At 48.2% G+C, this 14658-nt stretch carries 11 protein-coding genes and 1 pseudogene; 1 reads left to right on the top strand and 11 read right to left on the bottom strand.

Annotated elements, in window-relative coordinates; genetic code table 11:
• Positions 1 to 34 precede the first annotated feature (34 nt).
• On the bottom strand, positions 35 to 2635 hold the full coding sequence (gene alaS / locus NOG12_RS00210; protein WP_313932093.1) for an alanine--tRNA ligase: 2601 nt from the start codon (positions 2633 to 2635) through the stop codon (positions 35 to 37).
• Between the two features lie 78 nt (positions 2636 to 2713).
• Positions 2714 to 3202: a regulatory protein RecX gene (locus NOG12_RS00205; protein WP_153826744.1), complete on the bottom strand. Its 489-nt coding sequence runs from the start codon at positions 3200 to 3202 to the stop codon at positions 2714 to 2716.
• Between the two features lie 84 nt (positions 3203 to 3286).
• Between NOG12_RS00205 and NOG12_RS00200 the strand changes: the two genes are divergently transcribed.
• Positions 3287 to 4003 (top strand): SIMPL domain-containing protein, encoded by a 717-nt coding sequence (locus NOG12_RS00200; protein WP_153826743.1) that lies wholly within the window; start codon positions 3287 to 3289, stop codon positions 4001 to 4003.
• Between the two features lie 40 nt (positions 4004 to 4043).
• Here the strand turns inward: NOG12_RS00200 and NOG12_RS00195 are convergent, their stop codons facing one another.
• The 9 genes and pseudogenes from NOG12_RS00195 to NOG12_RS00155 all read right to left on the bottom strand — a co-directional run bounded on the left by NOG12_RS00195 (position 4044) and on the right by NOG12_RS00155 (position 14508).
• Positions 4044 to 5081: an agmatine deiminase family protein gene (locus NOG12_RS00195; RefSeq protein WP_153826742.1), complete on the bottom strand. Its 1038-nt coding sequence runs from the start codon at positions 5079 to 5081 to the stop codon at positions 4044 to 4046.
• A gap of 281 nt (positions 5082 to 5362) precedes the next feature.
• Positions 5363 to 6178 (bottom strand): annotated as a pseudogene (gene rluB, locus NOG12_RS00190) (23S rRNA pseudouridine(2605) synthase RluB); the annotation flags it as partial.
• Positions 6179 to 6184: 6 nt separating this feature from the next.
• Positions 6185 to 6766: an SMC-Scp complex subunit ScpB gene (gene scpB / locus NOG12_RS00185; protein ID WP_110076197.1), complete on the bottom strand. Its 582-nt coding sequence runs from the start codon at positions 6764 to 6766 to the stop codon at positions 6185 to 6187.
• Positions 6747 to 7565 (bottom strand): segregation and condensation protein A, encoded by an 819-nt coding sequence (locus NOG12_RS00180; protein ID WP_416380904.1) that lies wholly within the window; start codon positions 7563 to 7565, stop codon positions 6747 to 6749. The genes scpB and NOG12_RS00180 overlap by 20 nt, the downstream gene beginning before the upstream one ends.
• 8 nt (positions 7566 to 7573) lie before the next feature.
• Positions 7574 to 8197 carry an L-threonylcarbamoyladenylate synthase gene (locus NOG12_RS00175; protein WP_313932092.1) on the bottom strand — a complete coding sequence of 208 codons (624 nt, stop codon included), beginning with the start codon at positions 8195 to 8197 and terminating at the stop codon, positions 7574 to 7576.
• Positions 8198 to 8231: 34 nt separating this feature from the next.
• Positions 8232 to 9059: a PHP domain-containing protein gene (locus tag NOG12_RS00170; protein ID WP_153826740.1), complete on the bottom strand. Its 828-nt coding sequence runs from the start codon at positions 9057 to 9059 to the stop codon at positions 8232 to 8234.
• A complete protein-coding gene (locus NOG12_RS00165; protein ID WP_162014579.1) occupies positions 9056 to 11077 on the bottom strand; it encodes an NADPH-dependent 2,4-dienoyl-CoA reductase in 2022 nt (673 codons plus the stop codon). The genes NOG12_RS00170 and NOG12_RS00165 overlap by 4 nt, the downstream gene beginning before the upstream one ends.
• 53 nt (positions 11078 to 11130) lie before the next feature.
• Positions 11131 to 12513 (bottom strand): carbohydrate porin, encoded by a 1383-nt coding sequence (locus NOG12_RS00160; RefSeq protein ID WP_194928197.1) that lies wholly within the window; start codon positions 12511 to 12513, stop codon positions 11131 to 11133.
• A gap of 12 nt (positions 12514 to 12525) precedes the next feature.
• Positions 12526 to 14508, bottom strand: coding sequence for a BCCT family transporter (locus tag NOG12_RS00155; protein WP_153826739.1), 1983 nt, complete (start codon positions 14506 to 14508; stop codon positions 12526 to 12528).
• Positions 14509 to 14658 lie beyond the last annotated feature (150 nt).

The raw sequence follows: 14658 nt of genomic DNA, 5'->3' as shown, positions 1-14658 counted from the left end.
ACAGGGATGTTTCCGAACATTTTCACGCGACCATCTATCGCAATAATTCAGTAATCTTCTCTTTAGCCGCGGCTAACGCAGCTGGGATCTGTTCTGGATGTTGTCCACCAGCTTGCGCCATATCTGGACGACCACCCCCTTTGCCACCAACCGCTTGTGCTGCAATGTTAACCACATCGCCAGCTTTCACTCGTTGGGTCAAATCTGACGTGACACCTACGATTAAACTTACTTTATCGTCGGTGGCGAGGGCTAATACCACCACACCACTTTGCAGCTGATTTTTCAAATCATCAACCATACTGCGTAATGCCTTAGATTCTACGTTATGTACTTGCGCCACGATCACTTTAACATCGTTTATTTTTTCGGCACCAGCCACTAAATCAGAACCAGCATGAGCTGCTAGCTGTTGCTGCAGTTCAGTTATGGTCTTCTCCAAGCCTTTGCTGCGCTCTTGCTGTTGGGTGATACGTTCAACCAAGTGCGTCCAATCCGTTTTGAACAGTCCAGCAGCCGCTCGTAGCTGTTGTTGTTGTTGCAAGGTGTATTGGCTTGCAGCCATACCAGTAACGGCTTCTATCCGGCGAACACCCGAAGCTATACCTGCTTCACTAACAATACGCAATGAACCAATATCACCAGTTCTTTCCACGTGGGTACCGCCGCACAATTCCATCGAAAAATCGCCCATACGAACTACGCGCACTTGATCATCGTATTTTTCGCCAAACAAAGCCATGGCGCCAGCAGCTTTAGCAGCATCAATTGACATCAACTCAGCTTGCAGTGCGTGATTACTAACTATCTCTTCGTTAACTTGGCGCTCAATAGCATCTAATTGAGCTGCGGTTACTGGTTCGAAGTGAGAAAAGTCAAAGCGCAAACGCTCAGCAGTAACCAAAGAACCTTTTTGCGTCACATGCTCACCAAGTAGATTACGTAGCGCTGCATGCAATAAGTGGGTTGCTGAGTGGTTTCGTTTTATCGCAGCACGGCGCTCAGCATCAATATGGGCTTGTACCGAGTCACCAAGGTTGATGGCAGCTGTGGTGTGACCATGATGAGCAATTGCTTTGCCGATATATTGCGTATCGGTAACAATAAATTCGCCACCATTAACGATGAGCTTACCAGTATCGCCAATCTGGCCTCCGCTTTCGGCATAAAATGGTGTTGCCGAAAGTACCACAATACCCCGTTGCTCGGCGGCTAAATGTTCTACTTGCTCACCATCAGCGAACAACTCAACCACCTGTGCGCTACCAGCAACCTGATCGTATCCTGTAAATTCACTGCGCTGCGCGGATTTTAAACGCTCGTTATAATCCATACCAAAATTAGACGCTTGCTGAGCACGCTGACGTTGTTCGTCCATCGCTTTGGCAAAACCTGCCTCGTCTACCGTCAGCCCTTTTTCGCGCGCCATATCAGCGGTCAAATCCATCGGGAAGCCATAGGTGTCATACAGTTTAAACACCAAATCTCCTGGCAACACCGAGCCTTCTAACTCGGCTAAGGCATCGTTTAAAATGGTTAAACCACGCTCAAGTGTTTTACCGAACTGTTCTTCTTCGCGCTTCAGTGCCTGTTCAATCACACTTTGCTTATCAACCAACTCGGGATAAGCCTGGCCCATTTGCGTCACCAACTCGGCGACCAAACGGTAGAAAAATGGCCCTTTGGCACCTAGCATATTGCCATGACGAACTGCTCGCCGAATGATCCGGCGCAATACATAGCCACGACCTTCGTTAGACGGCTGCACCCCATCGGCAATCAAGAAGCTACATGACCGAATATGATCCGCAATAACGCGCAGCGACTTGCTGGTTAGATCTTCCGTACCGATAACTTTTGCCGCTGCTGCAATTAACGCCTGAAATAGATCAATGTCGTAGTTACTGTGAACATGCTGCAATACGGCGGCAATACGCTCTAATCCCATCCCCGTATCCACCGACGGCTTCGGCAATGGCAGCAAGGTGCCATCCGCTTGACGGTTATATTGCATGAATACTAGGTTCCAGATTTCGATATAACGATCACCGTCTTCTTCTGGTGTGCCTGGTGGGCCACCCCACACCTCAGCACCATGGTCGTAGAAAATTTCAGAGCAAGGACCACAGGGTCCCGTATCACCCATGGCCCAGAAGTTATCTTTGGCACCAATGCGCGAAATACGATCTGTAGGCACGCCAATTTCTTTGGCCCAGATGTCGTAAGCCTCATCATCTTCAGTAAAGACGGTCACCCATAATTTCTCTTTTGGCAGTTGCAATACACCGGTCAAAAATTCCCATGCGTATTGAATAGCTTCGCGTTTGAAGTAATCACCAAAGCTGAAATTACCTAACATTTCAAAGAAAGTATGGTGGCGTGCAGTATAGCCAACATTTTCTAGGTCGTTGTGCTTTCCACCGGCGCGCAAACAACGTTGCGATGAGGTCGCTCTAACGTAATCTCGTTGCTCATCACCTAAAAACACATCTTTGAATGGCACCATTCCAGCATTGGTAAATAGCAACGTGGGATCGTTGCCAGGAATCAATGACGCCGAGGCGACTCGCTGATGACCTTTACTGGCAAAATAAGCAAGGAACGCTTCACGGATATCGGCACTGGTCATACTCATTGACTACTTCCTACGAGAAATTGGGTGTAAATGAATTAAAAGTTAGCGCAAAATCCTATCACGATTCATAGGGTACGCCTAGTCTGCCGCAGCGTCTGATTGACGTTGCAGAGCAATTTTTATGCTATCAAAAGAAAAACCCCGTTGTAACAAATGGCGAATCATTTTATCGCGTTGTTTTTGGTCCACCGGAGGCTGCTCACCAAATTTCTTGATGAGCCGCTGATAGCATTGCTGATGCCAGTCTGGCTGGTGCGCCAGCAATACTTGTTGTAACAGCGCTTCACTAATCCCTTTTTGTTGGGCTTGCGCCTGTATTTTTCGCACCCCATCGCCTTTTTCTAAGCATTGCTTAACCCAGCTTTCGGTAAACCTTTGATCACTTTGCCAGCCCAATTGCTGGGCTTTAGCAAGCGCTGCTTCTAATGGTTGCTGGGTAAAGCCTCGCTGCCGTAGTTTTTGCTTCAGCTCTAAGGCACTGTGTTCGCGACGGGCTAACAGTCGCAGCAGTACCTCTTCGGCCTGCTGTTGGTTAAGTTCTTGAGCGGTCTTTTTAGTATCAGTCATAAAAATTCAACTTTTAGCCTTAGTTGCGGTCCAACCATTTAATCAACCACACAATGGTAGCAAATAACTATCAAGGAATAAGCTATGTCACGGATTTCTAACTTAACTAAAGTTTCTCTCTTGCTGCTCGGCAGTACTTTTCTGTTGGGCTGCCAGCCCGCTTCTAACGCACCTTCAGCGCCGGCACGTACGATCCAAGTAAGCGGTGATGCTAGCTTAGTTGAAGTGCCTGACCGCATGCAATTTACGCTTTCTATTGGTCAAGAGGGACAACAACTGGTTCAGCTGAAGCAAACCGTAGACACTATCACCGCTGCGCTTTTACAACAATTAGAGCAACTCAATATTGCGAAGCAAGACATCAGTTCTTACCGACTCTTTACCCAACCTATGTATCACTATGACAACAACAAACGCGAGCTTAGCGGTTATCTTGTGTCACGTGAAATGAACATAGTGCTCCGTAATCCAGATCACTACGATAGTATTGTTGAATTTGCCCTCGCCCAAGGCGTGACCGATGTTGGCATGCCTAGGTATGATTTTAGCGATGCGCGGGCGCGGTATGATGAGGCCTTAGCAGCTGCCATTTCAGTGGCGAAACAAAAAGCAGAACTGATGGCGTCAGCGGCTGGCGCAGAGCTGGGCGAAGTGGTGCAAATTAGCGAGCATAGTCAAGCACCGAGAGCGGTCAAAACGCAAGCGGTTGAGGCCTTTAGAAGTAGAGCCATGGCCGATGTCAGCCTACCAGGCACCACTCAAATTGAAGCTCGAGTAAGCGTGAGTTTTGCATTACGCTAACGGGCGCCGCTATCTATTTCAGCCAACCTATAGCGGTCACTTAAGTTGGAATGGTGGCCGTCATGCAATGTAAACCACCTCCTGCTTTGATAAATTCGTCGGCAGCGGCTGCCAGTACCGGTCGTTTACCAGCCCACTGCTGCATGATCTGTAGCGCCTCAGCATCGCTGGGTAAGCCAAACTGTGGCACTAACATACACTGCGTCAGATTAACTAAATTAACATAGCTGGCTAATAACGGAGTTGTGCCCCGAACTTTGACACCAGGTTGGCGCCTGATACTGGCAAATTCATCTGGCTCTGGGACAATCGCAGCAGGTTGCGGTAACACCAGAATATGATATGGCTCGCCGCAGACATTGGTTAATTGTCTTAATTGCTCTAACTGTGCAGCGTAATGCTGATACCACGGGCTTGAAGGCTGCGGTAAGCTGGTGACAAGGGTGTCAGGAGCGATAAATTGCGCATGATTATCGACATGGCCGCCAGTCTCATCCAGCGGATTAGCCCAGCGCATCCATACAATTTGCTGAAGCTGTAACTGCTGCTTTAAATAGGCTTCTATTGCCACGAGTGTCCATTGCGGATTGTTACGCTGCACGCTGGCTTGATGTACGATTGCGGTGCCGGCACCATCCGTTGTGATCGCGCCACCTTCTAGTACCAGATCATGAGCGATAAAACGTTGGCACAAGCGCCGTGCCAGTTGTTTAGCGAAAGCTTGGTCTTGCTGAAAATCAGGGTACAGCCCATGCCAAGCGGTAAACTGAAAACCGTGGGCAAACAATTGCTCGGAACCGCCCCACTGCGGTGCGGTATAAAGCGGTGTGATATCTCGTGCCCAAGCATCGTCATAATTCAGCGCTAGCAACTCGACCGTTGCCGGCAGTTGGGTGCGAGCATACTCCAATTGGGTAGGATGGCAACCCACGAAAATATTGCAATAGGGAGCTGCTAATTGCACTAATTGCCGCAATTGTTGCTGGGCAGGTCGCCCTTGTAAACGCCATACATCATCACGATAAGGCCACAGCAACAACAGCGTCTGTTGTTGCTGCCAATCAGCTAATAACCCCATCCTTATTGGTTACGAGCTTTGCCGGATTGCTTAGTTTGTTGATGCTGAGTACCTTGCCGTGAACTAGGTTTGCCGGTAGCTTTACCAGTGCCTTTGCCCCGTACTTTACTAGGCCGATTGCTAGAGCGGCCACCAGCTCGCTCTTGCTGCTGCTCATTGAAAGCATCTTTTCTGCTTTCTTGACGGCGTGGCTTACCTTTTGGCTTAGCGGCAGCAGTCGGCTGTTTCGGCTCAGCTGTTTTCGAGCCAGAGCTACCTTTACGGTTCTGCTCCAGCTTTTGTGCCTGCATTCGACGAGCGCGTGAATAGCGCTTCTGCCGTGTTTCTTGCTGACGCGGATCAACAAAGCTACGCGTTTCAGCAGGTAATCCTACCAGTTCACGTAAGTAGTTAATTTGCGTTAAGGATAACTCGCCCCAGCCGCTTTGTGGCAAGCCTTGTTCGAGTTTGATATTACCGTAGCGCACACGCATGAGGCGGCTTACTTGCACCCCTTGTGATTCCCATAAACGCCGTACCTCACGGTTGCGGCCTTCAGTTAACATCACGCGGAACCACTGGTTCATGCCTTCACCACCGCCACGTTTAATCTCTTTAAAAGCTGCCGGCCCGTCTTCTAGTTGTACGCCTTTTTTGAGTTTGCGCAACATTGCATCATCAACGTCACCAAACACTCGCACGGCATATTCACGCTCAATTTCATGGCCTGGATGCATCAACCGGTTGGCCAGCTCACCATCGGTAGTAAAGAGCAATAGCCCCGAAGTATTAACATCCAAACGACCAACCGCAACCCAGCGTGCGCCCTGCATTCTTGGAAGTTTATCGTAAACGGTAGGACGCCCTTCAGGATCACGTCGGGTACAAAGCTCGCCTTCGGGTTTGTGATACATCAACACGCGGCAAATGACATCTTCTGGCGGCTTAATTGTCACTTCATGGCCGTCAATACGAACTTTAGCGTCCGCATCAACACGTTCGCCAAGCGTGGCAACTTCACCATTAATACTGACTCGGCCTGCTGCAATTTTCGCTTCTAATTCGCGACGCGAACCATGGCCTGATCGGGCGAGAACTTTTTGTAACTTTTCACTCATTAGCATTTACTCTATATCTGTCGCTGTCTCAGCGGGTATCTGAGCTGCTTGCGCGCTATTCCTGAGCGGCGCCGGAGCGTCGGGAATAGCCGGTAATTCGGATAAATCCTGTAAACTAAAATAGTCCAGAAATTCGCTTGTAGTGGCATAAAGCTGGGGCCGCCCGGGTACTTCTCGATGCCCGACTACCTTAACCCAACCGCGTTCTTGCAAGGTTTTCATGATTTGCGAACTCACACTAACCCCGCGGATTTCTTCAATATCGCCGCGTGTAATGGGTTGTCGGTAGGCAATCAGTGCTAAGGTTTCTAGTAAAGCTTGCGAGTACCGCGGCGGCTTTTCTTGCCACAAACGGCTTATTATACCACCCAATTCGGTGCGCGTCTGAAATCTATAACCAGATGCAACTTGTTGCAGTTGCACACCTCGCTCGGCATAGTCTTGTCGTAATTCGTCCAATACCGCAAGCAACTGTTTTTTAGACACTTGTTCAGGAGCAAAGTAAGCTAACAACTGCTGTTCAGACAGCGGTTGCTCGGTAACAAACAAGAGTGCTTCCAAAGCTTGCTTAAGCTGTCTCAATTGCATCGGCAGTTACTCGTTGCGATAGATAGATGTCGCTGAAGGGTTCCACTTGGACCACCTCAATCAAGGCTTCTTTAACTAATTCTAAGGTAGCTAAGAAACTAACCACTACCCCCTGTCGGCCCTCAGCAGCAGTAAAAACCTCTTGCAGTCGAATGCGAGGCTTAGTCTGTAAGAGATCAAGAATTCGGCTCATGCGTTCGCGCGTTGATAACTTTTCTCGTTCTACTTGATGGTGATGCTGTAATTGTGCCGTTGCCAATGCTTGACTAAAGGCCAGTGCCAATTCAGCCAAGCTGACGTTAGGTTCTGGTAATTCAAGCTGGTCTCGTACGTCCGTAGCTAATTGTATCGGTGAAAAATCGCGCCCTGCCTGTGGTAATTGCTCAAGCTGCGCAGCTCCCTGTCTAATAGCTTCGTATTCTTGGAGGCGCCGCACCAATTCCGCTCGTGGGTCGATCTCGTCATCGTCATCAGCAACCGGCTTAGGTAGCAACATCCGGCTTTTAATCTCGGCCAAGATTGCTGCCATCACGAGATAATCTGCTGCTAACTCTAACTTCAGCTCTTTCATCATGGCCACATATTCCATGTATTGCTGAGTTATGGGGAGGATAGGCAGTTCGACAATATCTAATTGCTGCCGCCGAATTAAATACAAAAGCAGGTCCATCGGCCCAGAAAAACTCTCGAGGATAAGCTCTAGTGCCTCTGGCGGAATATAAAGATCTTCCGGTTTTTCAATAACGGGTTCACCACGAACAAAACCCAACGGGAGTGATTGCTGCTCAGCCGGCATCATGACACCTACTAATCTGCAAAGGGCGTGATATCACCTGCACCAACCCGGCTTACCTTAACTTCATCGTCGGCCATATCAATCACGGTTGTTGGCTCTTCACCACGATGTCCACCATCTATGATCACATCCACCTGACGCTCAAGTCGTTCACGAATTTCGTAGGGATCCGACTCGGCAAATTCATTCTGCCCCAAGACTAAACTCGTCGACATGATTGGTTCGCCCATGGCTTCCAATAAAGCCATCGTGATAGGGTCATCGGACACTCGAATACCAATCGTTTTACGCTTAGGATTAAGTAAGCGCCTTGACACTTCTTTGGTGCCCTTAAGAATAAAGGTGTAGCGCCCTGGAGTATTATTCTTGAGTAACCTAAAGGCGGTATTATCAACTCTTGCGTAAGTTGATAACTCCGATAAATCACGGCACATGAGGGTGAAATTATGCTCTTTATCGATATCACGAATTTGACAGATACGTTCCATCGCATTTTTATCACCGATACGGCAGCCAATCGCATAACCCGAGTCGGTGGGATAAACGGCTACCCCACCGCGCATAATAATCTGTACAGCCTGCTGTATCAGCCGCGCTTGCGGATTTTCTGAATGAATACTGAAATACTGGCTCATATCACTTCAACTTATTACGAGGGTTTAAATTAACTTACTGCCATGTATTCCATATTGGCACACAGTGTGCTGGTAGACAAAGATTTTTGCCTAACTCACGCCACCTACCTGGATTATGGAAATCTGAACCAGCCGACGCCAGCAAGCCGATTTCGCTAGCAAAGGTTGCCAACGCTTCTCGGTGTCCAGGGCTTTGTGCGCCTATGGCTACTTCTAAGGCATCGAGATTATCTGCCTTGGCGTCTTGCAATAACCGCCGCAACCACTTGTTACTTAACTGATAAGCGTGAGGATGCGCCAATACAGTGGATCCCCCTGCTGCTTTTATCGTCGCAATCGCAGTGGCTAAATCAACCCACTCAGCTGCAACATAGGCTTGTTGTCCTTTGCCTAAATAACGCCGAAATGCGGCTTCAAAGCTACTAACCCAGCCACCTTCGAGCAAAGCCTCAGCCAAATGCTTGCGCGTTGGCATGGTCAGTTGTTCTGCTAGGGGCGGCTCAATTGCAATACCTGCTTTGGCAAGCTTAGCCACCATACCGGCGTAACGGTCGCGCCTGACCTGCTGCTGCTGCGCTAGCAATTGACGTAACTTATCGTCTTCGGCATCAAAATTCACCCCGACCAAATGAATTTCATGTTGCTGCCAACGGCAGGTTAATTCAACGCCGTTCACCAACGTCAGTGGCAACTGCTGTTGCGTTATTGCCGCACGCGCTGCGGGCAGAGCATCAATGGTATCGTGATCAGTAATCGCCAAATGGGTCACACCATAGTGATGAGCCCGCGCCACGAGATCCGCAGGAGTTAAGCCGCCATCAGAATAATTACTATGACAATGCAGATCGTAACAAAGGGTCATATCTTAGCAGCCAATTCAGCCCCTTGACGAATGGCTCGTTTGGCATCGAGTTCAGCTGCGACATCGGCCCCACCAATTAAATGTACTTGCATCCCCGCTTGCTCTAATTGCTGCTGCAGTTCTCGCTGAGGTACTTGCCCGGCACAAATAACAATGTGGTCAACCTCAAGTAGTTGGCTTTGCCCATCTTGCTCGATCCATAAACCTTCGTCCGTGACTTTTTGATAGGTCACTCCAGCTAGCATTTTAACGCCTTTTTTATTGAGCGTAGCACGATGCACCCAGCCAGAGGTTTTACCTAAGCCAGCGCCAACTTTACTGGTTTTACGTTGCAGTAAATACACCTCACGTTCACTTGTCTCGGCTTTGGGTGCGGCTAGAGCACCCCGCTGTTGATAGCTATCATCAACGCCCCAAATCGCAGACCATTCTTTAATATCAAGCGATGGCGATGTTGCCGTCGTTAAATACTCGGCCACATCAAAGCCAATCCCTCCAGCACCGATAAGGGCCACACGTTTGCCCACTGGTTTATGATCACGCAACACATCCAAGTAACCCAAGACCTTAGGCGAATCACTACCACTTATTGCTACTTCACGAGGTACTACCCCCGTTGCCAAAACCACTTCGGTGAACCCTTGTTGCTGTAAACTGTCGGCAGTTTGTCGCTGGCCCAAATGCACGTTTACTCCAGCTGTTTGCAAGCGCTGCTTAAAATACCGCAAGGTTTCATAAAACTCTTCCTTACCAGGAATTTGTTTAGCGTAGTTAAACTGCCCACCAATGTCGTCACTACCATCAAATAGGTGCACCTCATGACCTCGTTCCGCAGCGCGACAGGCGAACTCTAGTCCGGCTGGGCCTGCACCTACCACCGCAAGTTTTTTCGGCTGTAGCACCGGCTTAAAGACCAACTCGGTTTCATAACATGCTTGTGGGTTAACTAAACAACTGGCTCGTTTATTCTCAAACACATGATCTAAACAGGCTTGGTTACAGGCAATACAAGTATTGATGTGTTGAGCTTGGTTCGCTGCTGCCTTGTTCACAAAATAGGGGTCAGCCAGCAGTGGCCGAGCCATAGACACCATATCCGCTTCATCATTAGCCAAGATTTGTTCGGCTATTTCGGGCGTATTAATTCGGTTCACAGCAACCACTGGAACCGATAGGTGTTTGCGTACCCGCGCGGTTATCCAACTAAATGCAGCGCGTGGTACCGACGTCACAATGGTAGGAACCCTTGCCTCATGCCAACCAATACCGCTATTAATAATATTCACGCCGGCTTGTTCTACCCGTTTACCTAACTCAACCACTTCATCGAACTGATTACCATCTGGCACTAGGTCTAACATGGACAATCGATAAATAATGATAAATTCAGGACCTACCGCAGCACGAATAGCCTTAATAATTTCTACCGGGAAACGCGCTCTGTTATCAAATTCGCCACCCCACTTATCGTTACGCTGATTAGTGCGCGGACAAATAAACTGATTGATTAGATAGCCCTCAGAGCCCATCACCTCAACCCCATCATAACCAGCTTTCTGTGCCAGTTTAGCGGCCCGTGCAAAATGCTTGATGGTGGTTTGGATTTGCCGCTCTGTCATCGCTTTCGGAGTAAACGGCGTGATCGGTGCTTTGAGTTTACTCGGAGCTACTGAAAAAGGATGATAGGCATAGCGACCTGTATGCAAAATTTGCATACAGATCTTGCCATCATGTTGATGTACAGCCGTCGTGATTTTTCGATGCTTGGCCACTTGCCAAGGCCGACTCAGCTCGCTCCCAAAAGGGCTGATACGACCACGGAAATTCGGACTAATACCGCCAGTAACTATTAACCCAACGCCACCCTTAGCTCGTTCAGCATAAAACGCCGCTAGTTTTTCAAATCCATTTTTTTCTTCTTCAAGGCCAGTATGCATAGACCCCATTAAAATGCGATTTTTAATCTGAGTAAAACCTAAGTCTAACGGCTGAAATAAATGCGTGTATGGCGACGTCACGTTAACCCCTAATTAAACAAGTGTTTGAATAAAGCCACTGTACTCATTTTTGACTAAAAATAATAGCCTATATTGACGTTGAAACGGGTGTTGGTCTGTTTACTATCGCCACTCATAGAGCCACCTACAAACGGTTGGTTACGCGCAGTAACTAAATCAAAATAAGTATACAAACCACCGGCGCTAACAGCCACGCCCAACACATTCATCACCGTATCTTCCGTATAAAAGCGCTTATTCGTCATTAAACTAAAATCGTTGTAAAAGGTAAGATCTGTGACAGGTCCCCATTGCACCGGAAGGCTATAGGCCAAGTTAGCGCTATACAAAGTCGCTTTGCTAGGAATCGTATCGTAATAAGCATAAGCACCAACAACGATACCTTGTTCAGCTAGCTCCATATCATAATCATACTGAGTCACCTGCCCCATAAGGGTCCAGCGATTGATATTATAGACACCGTGCACCGCCCATGCCTGCCGCTCACCTATATTATCAGTTCCGTTATTCATATCACCGAACTGCCAGCTGGCACCAATTTCAACCGACTTATCAGCGGCTAAGTCGTATTTACGCGCCGCCCGCAAGGCCACACTATTCGATTCAGCCACTAGTGCAGTAGGGTCATCGTAGAGTCCTTCACCAGCCAGACGAACGCCCAAGGCATCGTAGGCATAACGATCGGCTTTGCTTGGCGATAGGCCATTGACGCCACCCATTTCGTCACCTTTAAAAAAGGCAACGTCAAAGTCCCAATCACTACTGCGGTAAAGTAGCTTGGCACCTAAGTCGTGATCATCTTCAAGGCCTACATAAAAGTTCGAGCTAAAAAAGTAGCTGTTGGAATTATAGGGCGTGATCCCAAACGGCACTTTAGTGACGCCCAATTGTCCCTGCCACTGTTCAGAAAAGTTGTAACCTACCCATGCATGTTGCACCGTATCCATGTACTGGAACCAACGATACTGTGCTGACAGCACGACATCTCCTATTTCACCGCTGTAGTCGATGCGGACCAAATCAAATTCAAAATCACCACCGCGGTCTTTAAGAGGATCGTTATAATCTTCCCATTTGTATTGCATGCGCACAGCACCACCGATTCTGATAGGATCATTCTGTGCTGCTTGTACATCCTCTTCTAAACGTTCAACACGTGCTGCCAAGGCCGAGCTTTTAGCTTGTCGACGCGCCGCCACTTGCTCTACTTGTTGGTTCGCTGTGGCATTTGTCGTTGCTGTTGTTGTAGTCGTTGCTGCTGAGTCTGATTGCTCAGCAAGTTTCTGCTCTAATTCAATAACCCGTTGTTGCAGTTGTTGTAACTGTTGCATTACGGCTTTTAATTCAGCCGCTGTTTCTGCATCTTGTGCAACAGCTTCACTCGTATTCAAACTAACAAGGGTTGCTAGCGCTAGTGCTACCGAGGTAGGTTTCATAGGGACTTCTCCTTAGCGTAGAATATGTAAAAAATGCATATGCTTGTGATAGTGATCTATTAGGTCACCAATAACCGCTTCGCGCGACCAACCCAGCACATCATAATCTTGCCCGCCCTCACGCAAATGCACCTCTGCTCGGTAGTATTTTTGCTCCTCGGCAACCTCGACAGCTGCCGCGGTGGCACTCACCTCATCCATATGCAAAAAGGCTGGCTGTATGTGAGCAGCCAATTTCACTTGGTAAATAAAGTCTATCTCGTCGCCATGCTGAACTCGAAAGGTCTTTTGCCCTTGCTCATTTGTGTCCAACACGACCGTTAAGCCACTGGCACGCATCTCCTCAGCAACCTCTTTAAAGGCTGGCGTAATCACTTGAACTAAAAAGCGTTCACCCACGGCTTTACTAGGGAAATCGATGATATTGTGCAATCGTTCACGCCAGTTCTTATTGCTCATTGCCGACGCTGTGAGGTAGTTATTCTGCAAGGTGTCTTTTTTGTGCACATCAACACGCAACGCCCTAATTAGACCGTAGGTGGCTATCATCAGGACAATGGTAAAAGGTAAGGCACTAGCAATGGTCATTGTCTGTAGCGCCCCTAAACCACCTGCTAGCAGCAGAATAATCGCCACAATACCCTCGCCACTGGCCCAGAAGATCCGTTGCCATACCGGCGTATCATCACGTCCGTTTGAACAAAGCATATCTACCACCATTGAGCCTGAGTCTGAAGAGGTGACAAAGAACACCACCACCATCAAGGTCGCAATGAAGGATAATGCCGTACTGAATGGAAACTGCTCTAAGAAGACAAACAGGGCTACCGAGACATCTTCTTGCACCGCCTTACCTAAGCTTTCCGCGCCTTGGTTAAGCACCATATCAATAGCCGAATTACCGAAAAAGGTCATCCACATTAAGGTGAAACCGGCCGGTACCAATAACACCCCGAGTACAAACTCGCGAATGGTTCGACCGCGCGATACCCGCGCGATAAACAAGCCCACAAATGGTGCCCAACTTAGCCACCATCCCCAGTAGAAAACGGTCCAACCGCCAATCCAATCGGTTTTTTGGTAAGCGAATAAATTGAAGGTGTTACTGACAATTTCAGAAACATAGGCACCCGTGTTTTGTACAAAAGCTTGTAATAGAAAGACCGTGGGGCCCAAAACCAAAACAAAGACTAACAGCAACACTGCCAGCCCCATATTTAACTCAGATAAGCGGCGGATGCCCTTGTCTAAGCCGGTTGTTACAGAAATCACGGCTAACAAGGTAACGCCAATAATCAGCAACACTTGCACTAAGTTTGACACAGGAATATCAAACAAATAATTAATTCCGGCATTAATTTGTGTTACGCCATAGCCAAGCGAGGTAGCAACCCCAAATACGGTTCCGATCACCGCGAACACATCCACCGCGTGGCCGATAGGCCCATAAATACGATCTCCGATTAACGGATACAAGGCAGATCGTAAGGTCAGCGGCAGGCCATGACGGTATGCAAAAAAGGCTAGGATCAGTGCCACGATGGCGTAGATTGCCCATGCATGTAAGCCCCAATGGAAAAAGGTAATCTTCATGGCTTCGCGGGCCGCTTCCACCGAACCAGCTTCAGCTACGGGAGGCGCCAAAAAATGCATGATAGGTTCAGCTACACCAAAGAACATGAGGCCAATACCCATTCCCGCAGAAAATAGCATCGAAAACCAAGTTATTTTTGAGTAATCAGGTTCGGAATGGTCAGGCCCCAATTTTATCAAACCAAAACGGGAAAACCCCAAGTACACCACACTCAATAGAATCACTGCTACCGCAAGCACATAAAACCAACTAGCGTTATCAATAATTGCTGTTTGTACCGTTTGAAAGAGCTGATTTGCGATATCAGGCCAAATAGCCGAGAAAAGTAAGATAAGGGTGATAAGCCCGGCGGCCGAATAGAAGACCGGCGGATTGAGTCTTGCAGGCGTCGTACTATGCATACACAATTCCTTGCGTGATGATTCGTAAGTGCCTTAATTATAGATGATTTTAATATTATTTTCTCGCGCCCAAAAAAAACGGCCCCAGATGGAGCCGTTTTCGCTTTCGTTTATTACGTCTTAAGTATCAATTTATCACTCAAACGAGTG

This window comes from Pseudidiomarina fusca (assembly GCF_032227045.1).
Taxonomy (GTDB): Bacteria; Pseudomonadota; Gammaproteobacteria; order Enterobacterales; family Alteromonadaceae; genus Pseudidiomarina; species Pseudidiomarina fusca.
This window is presented reverse-complemented; position numbering and strand designations above follow the sequence as displayed.

Excerpts from the sequence above, each read along its gene's own strand:
- NOG12_RS00180 (WP_416380904.1), bottom strand. The coding sequence starts at position 7,565 with ATGATGCCGGCTGAGCAGCAATCACTCCCGTTGGGTTTTGTTCGTGGT.
- scpB (WP_110076197.1), bottom strand. The coding sequence starts at position 6,766 with ATGCAATTGAGACAGCTTAAGCAAGCTTTGGAAGCACTCTTGTTTGTT.
- NOG12_RS00200 (WP_153826743.1), top strand. The coding sequence starts at position 3,287 with ATGTCACGGATTTCTAACTTAACTAAAGTTTCTCTCTTGCTGCTCGGC.
- NOG12_RS00195 (WP_153826742.1), bottom strand. The coding sequence starts at position 5,081 with ATGGGGTTATTAGCTGATTGGCAGCAACAACAGACGCTGTTGTTGCTG.
- NOG12_RS00155 (WP_153826739.1), bottom strand. The coding sequence starts at position 14,508 with ATGCATAGTACGACGCCTGCAAGACTCAATCCGCCGGTCTTCTATTCG.
- NOG12_RS00170 (WP_153826740.1), bottom strand. The coding sequence starts at position 9,059 with ATGACCCTTTGTTACGATCTGCATTGTCATAGTAATTATTCTGATGGC.
- alaS (WP_313932093.1), bottom strand. The coding sequence starts at position 2,635 with ATGAGTATGACCAGTGCCGATATCCGTGAAGCGTTCCTTGCTTATTTT.
- NOG12_RS00175 (WP_313932092.1), bottom strand. The coding sequence starts at position 8,197 with ATGAGCCAGTATTTCAGTATTCATTCAGAAAATCCGCAAGCGCGGCTG.
- NOG12_RS00160 (WP_194928197.1), bottom strand. The coding sequence starts at position 12,513 with ATGAAACCTACCTCGGTAGCACTAGCGCTAGCAACCCTTGTTAGTTTG.
- NOG12_RS00205 (WP_153826744.1), bottom strand. The coding sequence starts at position 3,202 with ATGACTGATACTAAAAAGACCGCTCAAGAACTTAACCAACAGCAGGCC.